Genomic DNA, 19,481 nt, shown 5'->3' with positions numbered 1-19,481 from the left:
ATGCAAAAATATATAATTATAGCAGCATTTGGGCTTCTTAGTACTGGATGCTTTACGGAACTAGACCTTCCTCCCATTGACGCCACCAGCGAATTAACCTTTTGGCAAACAGAAGAAGATAGCAGGGTTTTCTTAAATTCCATGTATGCCGATCTGATGAATTCGGATACCTACTTATTTCTAAATGCCATGTCAGATGATGCCTATTCAAGGGAAAAAGAGGATTATAGGAATATAGGTAATGGGAACTTTGATTCATCTAATGGTGTAATAGCCGATGTCTGGTCTTCACGCTATGAAGGTATCAGAAGGGCAAATATTTTTTTGAATAATATAGATAGGATACAGACCATAACAGAAGAAACCCGGGAATCCTATAGAGCTCAGGCGAGATTTATACGGGCATGGCATTATTTCTATTTAAGGGAATTTTTTGGGAATGTTCCTTTGATTACAGATGAAATCAGTATAGATCAATCTTTACAGCTGCAAAGGACTGATCAGAGTATTGTTTTATCGTTTGTTTTTGAAGAACTGGACCAGGCGATCAATAGCCTTCCTGAGTCTTATCCCTCTGAACAGAACGGTAGGATTACCAAATGGGCTGTCATTGCTTTTAAGTCCAAAGTTCATTTGTACAATAGGGAATATGAACAAGCCGCATCACTGGCCAGTCAACTATTGGATAAATATAGCCTGCATCCCAATTATGCAGATTTATTTAAACAACCCAATGCCGGAAATAATGAGGTGATTTTGGCCCTGCAGTATGTGCCTACAGACCGGGAACATGATCTACAGTATTCATTGATCCCACCCAGCCTTTCAGGGTATGCCAATTTTTCACCGCTGCAAGAGCTTGTAGATACCTATCCTATGCGTAACGGCCTTTCCATAAATGATCCTATGTCCAATTATGATGAGAATAATCCCTATGAAAACAGGGATCCCAGATTGGAAGCATCAGTTATATATAATGGATATAGGATGAGAGATTTTAGCGGTAATATTGTGACCATAGATACATCACCAAATGCTGCTCCCGATGGATTGAATTTCTCATCCAATTCGACCCCGTCTGGATATTATGTTTCTAAATTTTATGATGTGGAAGCCAGGAACCAGGTCAATTCCGGACTGAACCTGATAGTAATTCGCTATGCAGAAGTATTATTGAACTATGCTGAAGCTAAAATAGAGTTGGGCAGTTTTACCCAACAGGATTGGGATATTACCATAGGTGCTATCCGTGCCCGGGCTGGGTTGATCGATAATGCGCTTCAGTTTCCTAATGTTGGCCAAGAGATGCTGAGAGAGATGGTAAGGAAGGAAAGGAGGATTGAGTTAGCCTTTGAAGCTGGACATCGATTCTTTGATATTAAGCGATGGAGAATTGCGGAAGAGGTACTTGATGGTTGGGCTTTAGGAATGCGAACAAATAGCTCTGATGACCATAATGGATATGTAAGGGTAGATTTGAGGACATTCGATCCCAATAAACATTATTTGTGGCCTATTCCACTTAGAGAAACAGATTTAAATAAAAACCTATCCCAAAATCCTAACTGGTAATAAAATCATGCATGACATTGATCGTCACAAACTGCGGATGATAATAAACATGCGAGATTCTCCCGAATAAATCCGGGACAGGCTATCATGACCTATGGAACGGGACAAGTTCTGACCATTCGAAAACAAATTATAAACAGATGAAATCAATATATAATTTCTTCACACTAATTGCTGTGGCCTCTTTGGCCTTAATATCCTGTCAGGATAATAGCTTTAGTTTAGACATTGAGCTTATAGGGCTGGGTACCTTACATGGACCTGAAAATAATTTTCATATTAGCATAGATCCTGAAAGCAATGAAAGAGTTGACTTTAATTGGTCAGCAGCCACTTCAGGTGATGGAGGCCTAGTGTTGTACAGGGTGCTGTTTGATCGGGAAGATGGAGATTTTCAAGAGCCTATAGCCAGCTTTCCTTCATCCTCCGGTGGAAGTTTGCTTACCCTTATGTTATCCCAGCCAGCACTTAACAATATAGCTTCCGCTGCCGGGATTGGTCAGCTGGCTACTGGAAAAGTCCGCTGGACAGTGGAAGCTTCCAGTGGGTATAATAAAGTCTTATTTCCACAGAGTAGCTTATTGTCCTTGACCCGTCCAGAGGGCATAGCCAATTTACCGGATGATCTGTATATCTTTGGACCGGCGACTGAAGGTGCAGATTTGGAAAATGGTATTGCCTTTAAAAGGCTTTCTAATCAACTGCCTATCGATGATTTCGTCACCGGTATCTACGAGTCCATTACTTATCTTAAACCAGGTGAATTTCAGATTGCCGATAGAAATGCAGAAGAGGAACCTATTACCTATTTCCATATTAATGAGGAAGGCAGGGTACGGACAGGTGATCAAAATTCTACTTTTAATGGGGAGGAAGGGGTATATAGGATCAGACTTAACCTCACACAATCAAGGGTTACTTATGAAAAAATCGATAATATTGAACTGTATATCCTTGCAAACGGACTAAAAAAAGCTGAGTTATCCTACAAGGGTAACCATACTTTTGAAAGCAATAACGGATATTTTGAATTTTTAAATCCGGGTCATCCAGAAGCACCGGATTGGTTGGGTTGGGAAGAAGAAAGGTATCGCTTTAGGCTATCAGTGAATGGGGAAACTTCCTACATAGGCAGTAATCAAAATGATGATATGAATGGTTCACTGGTCCCCAACCTGAGTGCTTATAATGGTAGGCCAAATGGAAGTCAGCCTCCTTATTATCACCAAGTATTTTTTCTGGGCTCAGAAGCATCTCATTGGCAGGGAGCATGGAAATTTTCAAATCAGTTTAATAAAGTTCCTTTTACTGTCCGCATTGTATTCGATCCCAAAGCAGATAACTATTATCACGAATTTGAATTGAATTAACCAATCTTCAAATTATAAATTAAGCGACATGTACACAAATAAAAAATATATACTCTTAATTTTCATCTTGGGGCTCATTCTTAGCTGTAAAGATTCTTTAGATGACCAAATGACCGATCCAGATGACAATGAGCCAGGACAGTCGGAAGGATTGACCCATAAAGAAAAAGCTAAAGCAGTTTATGACATGATCCAGACACACTATAGGCAGGGAAATTTATATAAAGAAAATTTTCCTGCACAGCCCGGGGAAAACAGGTACTGTTATTTATGGCCCTATGTAGGCATGCTGACGGCAGGGAATATATTATATGAACTGGGTTATGGCCAGGAAATCCTTAATAAAGAGTTTGATGGACTGGAAGCTTACTATGACGACAGGAATGGTCTTCCAACATATCAGGCATATCCTGTTTCCGAACAGCGTACAGACCATTATTATGATGACAGTGCCATTGTAGCCATGGAACTCATTACAGCCTACAGGTTGACTAAAAATCCCTTTTACCTCGAGCGTGCCATAGTCATCACCGAATTTATCATGTCGGGAGAAGATAACAGAATGGGAGGTGGCCTTTATTGGTTTGAAGGCGTATCTACTGGATGCTTCTCAGACCCAAACTGTATAAAAGCGGCCAATACCAGTGCCTATGCTTCTTTTGTGACTACTGAATTGTATATAGAAACAAAGAAAAATGCGTATTTGGATTTTGCAAAAAAAACCTATGCTTGGACCTATCAAACGCTACGTGATCCATCAGATAACTTGTACTGGAACGATATCCATATAGGTACCCAAAAGATAAATACTAGAAAATGGACATACAATGCTGCCATGATGATCATGTCCGGACTTAATTTATATGAGATCACCGGTGAAGCAGCTTATCTGGATCATGCTAAAGCTACTGGTAGGGGAGCCTTCTCCCGTTTCACCAATGTGGTTCATGATCAGCTATTTTATCCAAACCATGATTCCTGGTTCAATGTAGAACTGATGAGTTCTTTTGTCCAACTGGCAGATTATGATGAAGGCGCCAGGGATTACGTGAGGGTATTTATAAGGAATATGGACTATGCATGGGATAATGCAAGGAATAAAGAAGGGCAATTTTATGAAGATTGGTCAGGGAATAGTCAGGGGAGATATTATTGGCTACTACATCAGGCGGCTTTGGTAGAAGCCTACGGCCGTGCTGCGCTGTTTGATGACAATTGATAGCATTATGATTTATCTGATCCGGTAAACGGCAATTCTTCCAAGATTATACTCATTTAATAGTCCACAGTATAGTATTCGTATTTAATAAACAAACAAATAATTTTCTGACAAAGCTAGAATTGAAATGTATAAAGCTTATATATAAACTATCTCATTCCTGCATGAGTGATCATGCAGGTTAATTTCCTCACTTGAGTCGTTAATAAAAGGACAAAAATGGGTTAATGGATCTTATAAGATCTGTTCGATAGATTGATATGGTAAGATGAATAGTTTAGATTAATGTAAAACACATCCAATATAGGTAGTACGATTTAACATTTTAAATAGAACAAATGGAAGAAGTGAATTTAGAGAAAATTAGAGAAACAGCTCAGTTCGAATTGCCGGTAAAAAGGACGCAGGCAGGACCTAGGTATGACATATATCCTATTCATCCTATCGGGGCAGATTTAATCCATGTAGGTTATGATTCACTTGCAAAAGAATTGGCTGCTTTTGATTGTGTAAAAATTGAAGGGTATGGAGGAATCATATTTGAGGATCTGAAAGAGAGGTTACAGGCTGCTTTTTTAAGGTTGCATAGAAACCCTATTTGGGTAAATGTGCAGGATTCCATGAAAGCAGAAGTAAAAATAGACGAAATGGTAGCTCCATTTTTGGGTGGAGATGATCCGGTATTTGGGAGATTGGCAGATATTGATTTAGAGGATTATTTTGATTTGGATAAACTGGAAGCTCTGACTCCCACTGACTACAATGAAACGGTAGTGTTCTATGGAACAGGTGCACATCTGGTTCCCCTAGGGGGTAAATTAGTTTATTTTGATATCAGCAAAAATGAGATACAGTTCCGGTCCAGAGCAGGTTCCGTAACCAATTTGGGTGCGACACGGCCTTCACCTCCAAAAGATATGTATAAAAGGTTTTATTTTGTGGATTGGGTTGTATTGAACAAATATAAAAACAGGATAAAAAATGAAATAGATTATCTGGTGGATGGTCAGAGATCGCATGAGATCACTTGGGTACAGGGTAATATCTGGAGATCATGTATTAATACAATAACCACAGCGCCGATAAGGGTACGGCCTTGGTTTGAACCTGGAGCATGGGGCGGACAGTGGATCAAGGAAAACATTAAAGCATTAAACCAGGAGGTGGAAAATTATGCATGGTCCTTCGAATTGATCCTTCCGGAAAATGGAATCATAATAGAAAGTTCTGACATTATGCTAGAATTCTCATTTGACTTCCTCATGTACCATTCCGGGGAAAACATATTGGGAAAAGACTTCGATACTTTTGGGTTTGAATTTCCTATTAGATTTGATTTCTTGGATACGTTCGATGGTGGAAACCTGTCCATTCAGTGTCACCCCCAGACGGATTATATTCAAAAGCATTTCGGGGAAAACATCACACAGGAGGAAACCTATTATATATTGGATAGAAAAGATGATGCATTGGTATATTTGGGCTTTCAGGAAGGCGTAAAACCGGAAGCATTTCAGGAAGCATTGGAAAAAAGTTTCAAAAATTCAGAAGAAATTGATATTACTCAATATGTGCAGTCTTTTCGGTCCATGAAACATGGTTTGTATCTAATTCCTCCCGGAACCATTCATAGTTCGGGAAAAGATAATCTGGTACTGGAAATAAGCTCTACGCCATACATTTACACTTTTAAAATGTATGACTGGTTAAGGGTTGACCTGGATGGTAATCCGCGGCCAATCAATATTCAGCGTGGAATGGATAATCTTGTTTTCGAGCACGCTGGACTTTCTGTGGAGGAAAAATTAATTTCAAAACCCCAACTGATAGAAGAAAATACAGAATGCCAATTAGAACACCTCCCTACACATGAAAAACACCTTTATGATGTACATAGATTTGTTATAAACACTAAAGTTACAGTAAAAACAAATGGAAAGGCTCATGTGTTAAGCTTGGTAGAAGGGTCAAAATTGGAAATAAATAGCAATGGGCAATCATTCACTTTCCACTATGCCGAATCTTTCATTATCCCAGCCGCTGCAGAAGAGTATACCATAACCAATTCATCAGATCAACCTATTATGGTCATTAAAGCCTTCATCAAATAATAGCGATAAAAGTATAATCCTTGCCTAGAGTTTAACTTGCTAATGTCAGCAGATTTTTAGGTATCCTGGAGTATCTCCCTGATATAGTAAAACCTTTATTAGGGTATTGCCATAGCAGGAGATACTCCAAATAATGATGAATAGTACATAAAATCAGTATTTTATATAGCCGACTATATATTGTTTTGCCTATTTTTTTAATGCAAGCCTATTGAAACGATGCCAATTATATCTGGTTAAGTTTTTCGACTTTATATCCGGAATCTTTGTCCTCGGTTTTAATGATCATAGTTCAAGGGAAGTCACTTTAGCTCAAGGTTAGCTCTAGCTTACCCAAAAACACCTGATATAGCTCCTCCGTCATGACTGATGGTTTGTCCGGTAATGTATCCGCTATGTGGGGAAAGCATCCAGGCAGCCAGACTTGCCAGTTCTTCAGCCAATCCCAATCTACCCACTGGAATATGCTCCTCCAGTTCCTTTTTAGCTGATGCATAGGAATAGCCATTTTTACTGCTGCTGTTTTTGATAATACGGGCTATAGCAGGGGTATCATGGGATCCTGGGGCCAGCACATTGACCGTTACGCCAGTGGAAGCCAATTCAAGAGAAAGGCTTTTGGCAAATCATACCACCGCAGCCCGGAAGGCATTGCTAAGCACTAGGGAAGGTATAGGCTGCTTGACGGTCTGACTTTCCAGAAATAGCATCCTGCCATATCCTTTTTTCGCCAGGAGCGGAGCGATGCGTAAGGCCAGGTCAATCTTCCAGCTCATCACCAAGGGCCAGGCCTGGTCCCAATCTTCTATAGTAGTCTGTAGAGGGGTGCCAGTAGGAGGCTCTCCAGCATTAAAAAGAATCCCGTGGAATTCTCCCATCTCTACAGATCTAACTATTTTATCAATAGTATCAGAATCTGTCAGACTGCCTTCTAAAATCTCAGCATTTAAAAATTTTTTATAGAGTAATTCTCCTCTTCTGGCTACTAGTACTACCTTTGCCCCTTCACTGATGAGCTGCCTGGCTACAGCTTCTCCAAATCCACTACTGGCACCACATATTAGGAATCGTTGCTGATTGATTTTTAAATCCATGTATTGGTATTTTATGATAATCTAAATGTACCTCTTCTGTAGTGATTTAGCAAAACGGGATAGATGTTCGGCTTGTATGAAATATTGGTATTCAGATTAGATAAATAGATATTAAGACTTTACATCTTTTTTTATCATAAAGTAATCTGGTTAAAAGAAAAGTTTTTGGGTTTCTGCTCACACATTATCTAAAATAACAGCATATAGCAGGACACCTTACCGACCTCGTTTTTATATTTTTAAGCTAACACCCGTTTTCATAATACATCAGCATTTAAATCCATGAGAAAAATCAGTCATTACTTTACCTTATTTCTACTATTTACCACGCTTACCGCTTACTCCCAGACCCAAAGCAGAAAGACAGTATCCTTTGACAAAGACTGGAATTTTCTACTCGGGGATGATCATGATGCCATGAAGGTGGAGTATGACGATAGGAGATGGCAGCTGCTGGATGTGCCCCATGACTGGAGTATAGCCGGGCCTGTAGACAGGGACAATCCTACCGGGAGGGGTGGTGCTTTCTTTCCTGACGGAGTGGGCTGGTACCGTAAAGCTTTTCAGGTACCTGCAGCTGATAAAGGCAAAAGGGTATTTATAGATTTTGATGGCATCATGGCCAACAGTGATGTTTATATAAATGGTGAACACCTGGACCACCGTCCCTTCGGATATGTAAGCTTCCGCTACGAACTCACCCCACATCTGAAATACGGGGAGGAAAATATCATCGCCGTACGCGCGGACAATACCATACAGCCTGCCTCCAGATGGTACACCGGTGCAGGTATATACAGGAATGTGCGCATGGTCACCACCCAGCCTACGCATATAGATCACTGGGGCGTATTCGTCAGCACACCGGAAGTGTCAAAGAAAAATGCCAAAGTAAAAGTACAGACCAAGGTGGTAAACACTTCTTCCTCAGAAAAACAGGTAAGGCTGATCACAGAAATCCAAGATACAGAAGGAAAGAAATTAAAAACGGTCGAAAATACCCAAAAGATAGCAGCGGGTGGATCCTATGATTTTGATCAGACCACGGATGTGAAGAACCCTAAGCTTTGGGACATCGGTCAGGGTAATTTATATAGGACCGTTTCTAAAGTTTTTATAGGAAATGAAGAAATCGATCTTTTGGAAACAAATTTCGGGATAAGGGAATTTAGGTTCGAATCGGCTACAGGATTTTATGTCAATGACCGGAACATCAAGATCAAAGGCGTCTGCCTTCACCATGATGGTGGAGGCCTCGGTGCCGCTGTTCCACTGAAAGTATGGGAAAGAAGGTTAAATCTATTGAGAGATTTAGGTGTAAATGCTATTCGTGTCTCACATAATCCTTTTTCACCCGAATTTTATGAACTCTGTGACCGAATGGGATTTTTAGTAATGGATGAAACTTTTGATACCTGGACAGCAGCTAAGAACCATGGTGAAGAAGGGTATAACCTCCATTTTGAGGAATGGTGGGAAAGGGATACCCGGGATGTGGTGATGCGTGACCGTAACTATCCCAGCATCTTTATCTACAGCATAGGAAATGAGATCAGAGATAACCTGGATTCTCCGGAAGGTTTCAGAAAATACAGAGAGCAACAGGATCTTATCCATTCCCTGGACCCTACACGACCGGTGACCATGGGACTTTTTAGGCCCAACACACAGAATGTATATGACAATGGTTTTGCGGAGATGATGGATATAGTGGGCCAAAACTACAGGGAAGAGGAGCTGGTAGCAGCCTATCATCAGAATCCGGAGAGAAAAGTTTTAGGGACTGAAAATGCCCACGGCAGGGAAGCATGGCTGATCCTTCGTGACAATCCATTTATGTCAGGGCAGTTCTTATGGACAGGCATTGACTATCTGGGAGAGGCCGACTGGCCACAGATATCCCATGATTTTGGCCTTTTGGACAGAATAGGAGGGATCAAGGCCAGAGCGCTCGAGCGCAAGAGCTGGTGGGCAGATGAGCCGGTGGTGTATGCGGTGAGAAGAGAGGACAATCTGGGTGGCGGAGAGCTGGTCGTCGACTGGACGCCAAAGGATTTTGATACCTATGACGTAGCCCACATTGAAGTATACAGCAATACCGAAGAGGTAGAACTTTTTCTGAACGGAAATTCCCAGGGGGTGAAAAAAGTACCCGCAGATGCTTCTCCTGTTCGATATGATGTGACCTATGAAAGGGGAACTTTAGAGGTTATCGGCAGAAACAAAGGAAAGCAAGCTGCTGTCCATACCCTAAAAACAGCAGGCAAACCCTATGCGGTAAAATTAGAGACCGATCAAAAAGAAATCGAAAACAGGTACCATGATATTTCCCATGTAAAAGTATACGTAGTAGATGAAGCGGGCAACCGCTGCCCCAATGCAGATAATCTGATCAATTATGAGATAACCGGATCCGGTAAATTCCGTGCTTTGGACAACGGGGACAGGATAGACCATTCCTCTTCTAAAGGCGTAAGACGCCGTGTGTATCGCGGTGAAGGGTTGGCCATAGTGGCCGCCACAGCAGATGAAGGATCGATCCGCATTAAGGCTGTTTCCAAAGGCCTTCAACCTGCAGAGATAGTACTTACAGCCAAGCCCGGCAATGAAAGATAGACTTGCCATAAATCCAAAATAAACGAGTTATGAGATCATTACCCAAAATACTTTCAGTCTTTATTATATGTCTAAATACCCATTACAGCTTTGGGCAGAGACAAATGGAATATCTGGACAGGGGAGTAGTGGCTATAAAATCAGACGGGGGTGTTTTTGTGAGTTGGCGATTATTGGGTACCGAAGAGGATGATCTGGGTTTTAATGTATATAGAAAAGCAGGTAATGGAAAAGCTACCAAAGTCAACAACCAACCCATAACCCAAAGCACTAATTTTTTGGATAAAAAAGCAGTTCACAATAAAGACTACAGCTATTTCGTAAGAGCGGTTTTGAATGGAAAGGAACAGGAGATGTCTCCCGAGGTTAAAATGTGGGAAAAGCCTTACCATTCTATTCCTTTAAAAACACCTGAAGGCTATACCCCCAATGACGCTTCGGTAGGCGATCTCACCGGGGACGGCCGCTATGAGATAGTAGTACATATGACGGGCACAGGGAAAGACAATTCTCATAAGGGATTTACAGATGAACCTATTCTACATGCCTATACCTTGGATGGCGATTTTCTATGGGAAATAAATCTGGGCAAAAACATAAGAGAAGGGGCCCACTATACCCAGTTTATGGTCTATGACCTGGACGGTGACGGCATAGCAGAGATAGCCTGTAAAACGGCCGATGGCACCAAAGACGGCAAAGGAAATATCATAGGAGATGCGGAGGCGGATCATCGGAATGCTGATGGCTATATCTTGAGAGGTCCGGAGTTTCTGACCGTTTTCAGTGGGCGGACCGGCGAGGCCCTAGCCACTACGGATTATATACCTGCCAGACATCCGGATACTGAAAATCCCACTGCTGACCAGTTAAAAGAAGTATGGGGTGATGGATATGGCAATAGGGTAGACAGGTTTCTGGCCGGCATAGCCTATCTGGACGGGGAGCGCCCGAGTCTTATAATGACCAGGGGATATTATACCCGTACGGTGATCGCTGCCTTTAATTGGAGAGATGGTGAGCTGTCTGAGGTTTGGAACTTTGACAGCCATGACGGAAACCGGGAGAACAGAAAGTTTGCCGGTCAGGGTTATCATAGCCTTGCTATAGGAGATGTAGATGGCGATGGACATGATGAGGTAGTGTTTGGATCTATGGTGGTAGATCATGATGGAACAGGTCTCTACAGTACCGGTCTTGGCCATGGTGACGCGATGCACCTGACCAATATAGACCCAGACCGTCCTGGAATGGAGATTTTCGGTATCCACGAGCATGTCAAGCATGAGCACGGGGCCAACCTTCGGGATGCACGTACAGGTGAAGTGCTTTGGTCATATCCGTCCACAGATGTGGGCAGAGGTCTGGCCATTGATATTGATCCCCGGCACAAAGGTCTGGAGAGCTGGGCTGCCGGAGAGGGCATGGAAGGACTTTGGAATGCCAAAGGTGAAGTGATATCAGATATAAAGCCTAATTCAGTGAATATGGGCATCTGGTGGGATGGTGACCTGCTGCGTGAACTGCTCAATGGAGTGGACATCAGCAAGTGGGATTACAAAAATCAAAAAACAGATAGAATTTTTTCAGGTGAGGACTATGAGGTAATCAAGATCAACGGCACCAAATCAAATCCCAACCTGGCGGCTGATATTCTGGGCGACTGGCGGGAAGAACTGATCGCCCGGTCGGCGGACAACAAGGAGTTGAGGATCTTCTCCACCACCATCCCTACAGAGCACCGCTTTTATACCCTGATGCACAATCCGCAGTACCGTGTCAGCATCGCCTGGCAAAACGTAGGCTACAACCAGCCTCCCCATCCTGATTATTACTTGGGCGTAGGCATGGAAAAACCCAGTCTGCCAAATATCCAGATGGTAATGCCTAAGGGCTTGCAAGGGAAGAAGTAGGGTTTCAATTGTCACCATGAATGATGCGGTTAAGGTGTTTTAGTTAATGAGACGCCCGCCTACCGAAGGACAGGGAAATGAACGCATACCCAAAACTGCGTCCTTTCGACCGAGCCTTTTTGGGGCGAGTGGAGAAATCTCTAAACTGTAAATAATTTCGTATTTGTTAGGAAAAGGGTTATCGATTTTTCTTTTATTCTGGAGACAGAAATGAACCAGTCCACGTTCATGTAGAGAAAGGTGAAAAAGACGGGAAAATATGGTTAGAACCACAAATTAAAATCAAATATCTGCATGATTTCAAACTTAAAGAGCAGAAAGTGATTATGGGTATAGTAGAAGAAAATGTTGAACTATTAAAAGCAAAATGGCATGAATTCTTTCAGTAATGAATATGACACCATAGAAAAGCTTATATATGAGGAGGGACTTAAAATCAATGCTTTACATTTTCACCCAGACCTAGATTTGATGTTGATTGTTTTATCGAATAAAAAAGTTTTACAATGGGCTATTTCCTCTTCGCTGCGGTTAGGTCAGGCTACACTGGAGCAGTTGCATAATTATCGTCTGATCGGTAAAGGTGCTGGAGTACATTGGCCAGATTTAGATGAAGACTTGAGTTTAAAAGGTTTTTTGAAAGAAGAAATTGATCGATCTCTCCGTGAAATAAAAAGTGCTAGGATCGTTTAGCATTGCTATTCGATATTTACCCCGAGCTATTGGGATCAAATCGGTGATAAAAGGAATTTGTAATCTACCACATAACTCCATGTCATTGGTAGCCTGCCACCTAGATATTTATTTTTATTACAGAACTCAAAGTTTACCTCCCGATAGGGAGGCAGGCGTGGCAATCTCGGCAACGGTTTTTCCCTGCGTCCTCCGAATCCACCTCACCGAGTCACACAGTCAACATCCCAATCAGAGTTGTAGGGGCGAAAAAAGATGCCAGGGATGATGCCCATATGGATTCTCGCTGATTTATTTTCTACTAAGATGCCAGGGCTACCGCCCCTATGGATGCCTGGGAATAACTGAAGGTAGCAGAACATGGATTACATACAGAGAAAGTTTAAGGGCGTAGCCCTACCCGCTTTCACGTCATTCAGAGCGAAGCGAAGAATCCCATGGTGATGCGGAAGGGATTCCGTCTGCTGATCAACACAGTTCTCCAAATCAGCCCTTTTCCTTTACCTCGTGAGATCTTTCGGCAAGCTCAAGATGACGCTTTCACGTCATTCAGAGCGAAGCGAAGAATCCCACGCTGATGCGAAGGGATACCGTGTGATAATCATTACAGAACTTCCCCAACCATGACATTACGGGAGACTCCCGTGAAAAATTAAATTTATATTGATCGATCAAAAATTAAGGATGGATAAACCCGATAATCATGACGCGTCATATAAAACCTATTTTATTTCAACTACCCTTACTTTTGCTGTTCATCAATTTATCATGCACAGAAAATAAAGGCAACACTGGTGATAGGGTCATCTTCCAGGAAGACTTCAGCTCCGAACTCGATCCCAATCTGTGGGTCATAGAAATGGACAACCAGCCTAATTCCTCCGTCAGGGTAGAGGACGGAAAGCTGGTCCTCGACACCAAAGGGGGTGTGACGGTATGGCTGAACCGGGAACTGGACGGTGATTTTGAGATCACTTATGAACGCACAGTGGTTATGGATGATGGACCCAATGACAGACTCTCTGATCTGAACCAGTTCTGGCTGGCCAATGATCCCAATATTGAAAATCTCTTTACCCGCTCCGGAGTGTTTGAAGAATATGATGATCTGGAGATGTATTATGTGGGGTTTGGAGGCAACTATAACTCATCCACCCGTTTTAGAAAATATAAAGGAGAAGGAGAGAAACCAGTGCTACAGGAATATGACGAAGCACCCTATCTGCTGGCGGCGAATAAAACTTACAGGATAAAGACTGTCCGTGAAGGGGGAAAGGTAAGCTTCTGGGTGGATGATCGGCTTTTCTTTGAATACGAGGATCCCCATCCTATACCCAGCGGATATTTCGGATTTCGATCCACCTGGTCCCGCCATGAAATAGACTATATTAAAATCACCCGCCTATAAAACTGACAGGTTTTCACCCACTTAGACTGAACCCAAAAGCCCATGAAACTAAACCCCATTTCCCGAAGAGAATTTGTAAGAAATTCCGTTTTGTTATCCGGTGGATTATTTATGTTGCCACCATTTGCAGCCAATGCAGAGCAGCCGTCTCCACCTGCTTTGGGACCGGTAGAACTTTCATGGTTAAATAAATCGGCACCGCCCCTTAATCCCGGTGTGACCTGGGGAGTGTCCTGGCCGAAAGGAGCTGTAAACCGCAAATCTGATTTTTCATTAAAAGGATCAGAAGGCACTGCTATCGGCGTTCAAAACTGGCCGCTGGCTTACTGGCCGGATGGGTCACTGAAATGGACGGGGCATGCCATAGGAGCAGGGGAAATGGCTTTGGGTGAAAAATTCAGCCTTACGCCCGGCAAAGCAAAAGGCCCAACGGAAAAGTTAAAAGTAGAAGAAACAGCTGATACCATCTCCATCGATACCGGCAAGATCAGATGTCTGTTGAATAAAAAGGGAAACAGCATCATCGCCCATATCCAGCGGGACGGCAGAAAGATCCTGGAGGAAGGTAAGCTGGTACTGATGCATCAGGACAGACCGGATGATGATTTTTTTGAAAATATAGATAGAACTCAACTCTTAGGCGAGATCAGCAGCATCAGCCTGGAGCAAATGGGGGATGTCAGATCAGTGGTCAAAGTGGAAGGGATCCATAAGGCTGAGGTGGGCAAGTCCTTGCTTCCCTACATCATCCGCATGTATTTCTATCAGGGAGCAGAATCCATCAAAATCCTCCATACCATCATCTATGATGGCGATGAGGAAAAGGATTTTATCAAAGGACTGGGCATCCGCTTCGATGTGGCGATGGAGGACGAATTGCACAACAGGCACATCCGGTTTACAGGAGAAGAGGACGGCGTGTTTTCCGAAGCCGTAAGAGGGCTTACAGGATTGAGAAGAGATCCGGGCAAGGATGTCAGAGATGCGCAGTTGCTGGGCAAAAAGACCAAACCACTTTCAGAGTTTCCGGATAATGTGGCCGGAAATATTGAAAACATCCCGGCATTTGGAGACTATACCTTGTACCAGGGCAGTTCGGATGCCTTTCATATCAAAAAAAGAACCAAGCACGGCCACACCTGGCTGAACTCCGGTCAGGGTAGAAGATCTAACGGTATGGGATATGTGGGCAGTGCCTCGGGGGGAGTAGCTTTTGGCATCAGAAATTTCTGGCAAAGCTATCCGGCTCAGTTGGATATCAGAAACGCCCATACTGATAAGGCGCAGGTCACCACCTGGTTTTGGGCGCCGCAGTCTCCGGCCATGGACCTGCGCTTTTACCATGACGGTATGGGGCTGGATACCCATGAGAAACAGCTCAAAGCCATGGACATCACCTATGAGGATTACGAACCGGGCTTTGGTACAGCCGAAGGGGTGGCCCGCACATCGGAGGTGATGCTATGGGTACTGCCCGCCACTCCGGAGCAGGTCAATCTTGTGAAAATGGCATCTGTGCTGACAGAACCACCACTACTGACCACCACATCCGAGCACATGCTGCAGTCAGGTGTATTCGGGCAACTGTGGAGTACTCCCGACAGGTCCTCTGATCAGCGCAAAGAAATAGAAGAGCAGTTGGACTGGTACTTCGACTTCTATCAGAAACAGCAGGAGCAGCACCGCTGGTTTGGGTTCTGGGATTATGGCGACTTCATGCATACCTATGATGTGGACCGGAAGGTCTGGCGATACGATGTAGGAGGATTTGCCTGGGACAATTCTGAGCTGTCGACAGATCTCTGGCTTTGGTACTATTACCTGAAGACCGGCAGGGCAGATGCCTTCAGACTGGCAGAAGCCATGACCCGACATACGGGAGAAGTGGATGTGCACCATACCGGACCTTTTGCTCCCCTGGGCAGCCGGCACAATGTCCAGCACTGGGGATGCAGTGCCAAGCAACTCCGAATCAGTACCGCTGCCAATAGAAGATTTTATTACTACCTGACCGCTGATGAGCGGACGGGGGATCTGATGCGGGAACAGATAGATGCCGTGGCTACCTTGCGAAAAGTGCCACCAACCAGAAAAGTAACTGCTAAGGAAAACTGGGTGACGGAAGACCCCGACATGGTGCATGTCGGCTTTGGTACCGACTGGGGAGCCATATCCGCAGCCTGGCTGGTAGAGTGGGAGAGGACAGAAAATGAGGGGATCAAAAAGAAACTGCTGAACAGCATGCGGACCATAGGCGAACAGCCCCTTGGGTTTTTCAACGGCGGCAGCAAGATGAACCTGCAGACCGGCGAGTTTGACATCGTCCAGAGCAGGAGGCCGACGGCCTCCCACCTCAGCGCCGTGTTCGGTCTGACCGAGATGGCCATAGAACTCTATGATCTGGTCGGCATGGAATCCTTCAATAAGGCCTGGCTTACCTACTGTGAGCTGTACAATGCAGACGATGCCGCACAGGAAAAAGTCTTGGGCAGCAGTCTTGGCAGCCTGAACTTAGCCCAGGGCCACAGCCGACTGACAGCCTTTGCCGCCCATAAGAAGAAGGATCCGGCACTGGCCAAACGGGCCTGGGAAGAATTCTACGCCGGAGCAGGCGGTACCGGTAGGATAACCCCATCTATGGAGACCATTACCGGCCCCTCTGTTCTCAGGCCTACCATTCAGGCAATCGGGGTTTCTACTAACGGAACTGCCCAATGGGGTTTGGCGGCTATTCAGAATTTGGCATTGATCGGGAAGATGTAAGGTTAATTAGCTAAGACTAGGGTTTTTACTTATTAAACTAAATAGAGCACATAGGTAAGGCAAACTGAGGCGGATTTAATAGTGTTTGGTTTTTTGGATAAAAGTATGAGCATACCGATATGGCGGAGGCAAAGTTGAAGGTAGACCTCAGGTAGTTTTTGGGGAATGGTAAAGTAATTATCTAAGTTCTAACAATTGCAATCATGCATCTACTTGTTAGTCAGTATTTTGAATATTACATGTAAAATACTTATCTTGTATTATATGTTTTTTTAGCTGCTATGGAAAAAATTATTTTAACGAACGCAATATCGGGGAGGGAAAACATTATTATCCTTCACTTTCCTTACAGTCTGCAACTCAAAGAACTCGTAAAGCAATTTCCTGGGGCAAAATGGAACGTGAAGCTAAACGCCTGGACCATCCCCTATACTGAATGGCAACTGGACCTTCTTTTGAAATATTTCAAGGGGAAGGTATGGCTGGACTATTCGCAATTTAAGAAAGTTCACCAGAAAAAGCCCTGTCCGGATATTGCAGAACTAGAACCATTGGATGAGGCTATTTTAAAAGAAATCAAGTCCTTTGTCGATTGGATGCGGAACAAACGTTATGCTGAATCCTCTATCGAAACCTATGCGGGTGCGCTATCGACATTTTTCAGATTTTTAAAAAACAAGTCTCCGGAGGAGGTAGACAATCAGGACATTGAGCAGTTCAACACAGCATATATCATAGCCAGAAAATATTCAAGCTCTTTTCAGAGCCAGGTGGTGAATGCGGTGAAGCTGTTTTTCAGCAACCGGCAGAACAGAAAGCTGAACCCGGATATCATTTACAGGCCTAAAAAGGAAAGAAAGCTCCCCAATGTACTGAGCAAGGAAGAGATCAAAAGGATTTTAGAGTCACATCATAACCGGAAGCACAAATCCATACTCTCTGTAATATATGCATGTGGTTTGAGACGCAGTGAGCTATTAAATCTCAAAATTCAAGATGTGGATTCCAAAAGAAATTTACTGATAGTACGACAGTCTAAAGGAAAAAAGGACAGGGTAGTACCCCTTTCTGAAAAAATAGTGGATATGCTACGGGAGTATTACAAGGTATACCGGCCAGTGGCATGGCTATTTGAAGGCAAGACAGCAGGGAATAAATACAGTGAAAAAAGTCTTGAAAACATTCTAAAACAAGCATTGGCCAAGGCAAAAATAAACAACCCGGTAACACTTCACTGGCTCAGACATTCCTTTACTTGAGAACGGAACAGATTTGAGGTATATACAAGAAATACTGGGGCATAAAAGCAGCAAAACTACAGAGGTCTATACCCATGTCAGCAACAAAAGCCTCCAAAAAATAAAATCGCCCTTTGATGATTTATAATTAAAAAATTAGTATCATTAAACCCTGATAGATTACCCCAAATTATGAGGCTTATCCCCTCAAATCTGGGTGCATAAGCCTGATAAAATGAGGGGTATAACAGAGTTGGCATTAATTTCAAAAGACAAAAAAATGAGGAATAAAAGATTATCAATCTCTGTACTCTTAACCCTAATCATATCTATTTCAAACGCTCAAGAAACTTTTTTTAGCAAATTCGAAAATTTACAAGATAAAAAAATTATTGCAGTAGGTGAATCAGCTCATGCTCAACTAGATTTTGCATCTTGGAACATCAACTTTTTTAAAGAATTAGTCGAAAATGAAATTACATCAGTTTTTTCATTAGAAAATGACTACTCAAATTCAAAGACACTAAATGAATTTATACAAGGTAAATACAATACAACATCCCTAGATTCATTAATGAAGAATAATTTGCAAGGAGTTTGGCAAAGCGAAGTAATGAAAGATTTCCTTTTGTGGGCGAGACAACACAATATGGATAAGCTCGATAATAAAAAAATCAGATTTTTTGGTTTCGACTCTCAATGTGGAAGATGTGCCATGAAAGAAATTATAAAATTCATAGATGATGAAAAACCAGATTTAAAAAAAGGATTATCTGTGAATGGTTTGGAACTTCTATCTCAAATATATGCTACAAGCGATTATAATTTGAAAAAATTACCCAAAGAGGATCGTCAACTTATGAAAGAGACTTTAAATAGGTTAAATGAAGTATTTAAGGAAGAGGTTAACTCATCACATAAGATTCAAATTGACTTGCTTGCATTAAATCATGCGTGGGAATTTGAAAATGCAAATTTGTTAAACTTCACGAATGTGAGAGACAAAAATATGGCGATAATTTTTGAAGAAATTATCAAAGCTCAATCAACACCTGTTTTTATGTGGGCACATAACGGTCATATTAGTAAGTCAAATAATTCCTTTTATAAACCGATAGGTTATCACTTATACAACAAATATAAATCAGACTACCTTTCAATAGCATTAGATTTTAAAACGAAGGTAAACAGCAAAACTTTTACTGATGTTGAGGACAAAAAATGGTTAGCTAACGATACGGATTTTGGAGAAAATAATATTAAAATTATTAAAACATACAGATTAGGCAAATCGACTATAAGGGATGTCGGAGCTTATCAACATAAGTTGAAAATCAAAAATGATAAACAGTTTGACTATATAGTTTACTTTAAAGAAATAAAAAACTAATGCCAATTGAGGTACTGTCTTAAATTCCAAGTAATTTTTAAAGGTTTTTATTAAATTTACAATAGCGAAAAGAGGCGATTCTTTGCACGGAAGT

10 protein-coding genes and 3 pseudogenes are annotated in these 19,481 nt (G+C 42.4%); 12 read left to right on the top strand and 1 reads right to left on the bottom strand.

Annotated features, from left to right (window positions below):
- From EL17_RS20380 to EL17_RS20365, 4 genes are all read left to right on the top strand, one after another.
- A complete protein-coding gene (locus EL17_RS20380; RefSeq protein ID WP_035078785.1) occupies positions 1 to 1,572 on the top strand; it encodes a RagB/SusD family nutrient uptake outer membrane protein in 1,572 nt (523 codons plus the stop codon).
- Between the two features lie 140 nt (positions 1,573 to 1,712).
- Positions 1,713 to 2,942: a SusE domain-containing protein gene (locus EL17_RS20375; protein ID WP_035078782.1), complete on the top strand. Its 1,230-nt coding sequence runs from the start codon at positions 1,713 to 1,715 to the stop codon at positions 2,940 to 2,942.
- A 28-nt stretch (positions 2,943 to 2,970) separates the two neighbouring features.
- On the top strand, positions 2,971 to 4,161 hold the full coding sequence (locus tag EL17_RS20370; protein ID WP_035078779.1) for a glycoside hydrolase family 76 protein: 1,191 nt from the start codon (positions 2,971 to 2,973) through the stop codon (positions 4,159 to 4,161).
- 338 nt (positions 4,162 to 4,499) lie between these two features.
- Positions 4,500 to 6,272, top strand: coding sequence for a class I mannose-6-phosphate isomerase (locus EL17_RS20365; protein WP_035078776.1), 1,773 nt, complete (start codon positions 4,500 to 4,502; stop codon positions 6,270 to 6,272).
- Between the two features lie 329 nt (positions 6,273 to 6,601).
- Here EL17_RS20365 and EL17_RS24120 read toward each other — a convergent pair.
- A pseudogene (locus EL17_RS24120) lies at positions 6,602 to 7,366 on the bottom strand (SDR family oxidoreductase).
- 282 nt (positions 7,367 to 7,648) lie between these two features.
- Between EL17_RS24120 and EL17_RS20355 the strand changes: the two are divergent.
- From EL17_RS20355 to EL17_RS20325, 8 genes and pseudogenes are all read left to right on the top strand, one after another.
- Positions 7,649 to 9,982 (top strand): glycoside hydrolase family 2 TIM barrel-domain containing protein, encoded by a 2,334-nt coding sequence (locus EL17_RS20355; RefSeq protein WP_035078773.1) that lies wholly within the window; start codon positions 7,649 to 7,651, stop codon positions 9,980 to 9,982.
- A 29-nt stretch (positions 9,983 to 10,011) separates the two neighbouring features.
- Positions 10,012 to 11,895, top strand: coding sequence for a rhamnogalacturonan lyase (locus tag EL17_RS20350; protein ID WP_035078770.1), 1,884 nt, complete (start codon positions 10,012 to 10,014; stop codon positions 11,893 to 11,895).
- 236 nt (positions 11,896 to 12,131) lie between these two features.
- A pseudogene (locus EL17_RS24425) lies at positions 12,132 to 12,284 on the top strand (DUF4160 domain-containing protein); the annotation flags it as partial.
- Positions 12,268 to 12,588: a DUF2442 domain-containing protein gene (locus EL17_RS22865; RefSeq protein ID WP_051720237.1), complete on the top strand. Its 321-nt coding sequence runs from the start codon at positions 12,268 to 12,270 to the stop codon at positions 12,586 to 12,588. The pseudogene EL17_RS24425 and the gene EL17_RS22865, both read left to right, overlap by 17 nt.
- 703 nt (positions 12,589 to 13,291) lie before the next feature.
- Positions 13,292 to 13,996 (top strand): DUF1961 family protein, encoded by a 705-nt coding sequence (locus tag EL17_RS20340; protein WP_035078767.1) that lies wholly within the window; start codon positions 13,292 to 13,294, stop codon positions 13,994 to 13,996.
- Positions 13,997 to 14,038: 42 nt separating this feature from the next.
- Positions 14,039 to 16,759 (top strand): exo-rhamnogalacturonan lyase family protein, encoded by a 2,721-nt coding sequence (locus tag EL17_RS20335; protein WP_035078764.1) that lies wholly within the window; start codon positions 14,039 to 14,041, stop codon positions 16,757 to 16,759.
- Between the two features lie 281 nt (positions 16,760 to 17,040).
- Positions 17,041 to 18,145, top strand: a pseudogene (locus EL17_RS23920) (tyrosine-type recombinase/integrase).
- A gap of 87 nt (positions 18,146 to 18,232) precedes the next feature.
- Positions 18,233 to 19,387, top strand: coding sequence for an erythromycin esterase family protein (locus tag EL17_RS20325; RefSeq protein ID WP_164675193.1), 1,155 nt, complete (start codon positions 18,233 to 18,235; stop codon positions 19,385 to 19,387).
- The last annotated feature ends 94 nt before the right edge of the window (positions 19,388 to 19,481 follow it).

This window comes from Anditalea andensis (assembly GCF_000714815.1).
Lineage (GTDB): Bacteria > Bacteroidota > Bacteroidia > Cytophagales > Cyclobacteriaceae > Anditalea > Anditalea andensis.
This window is presented reverse-complemented; position numbering and strand designations above follow the sequence as displayed.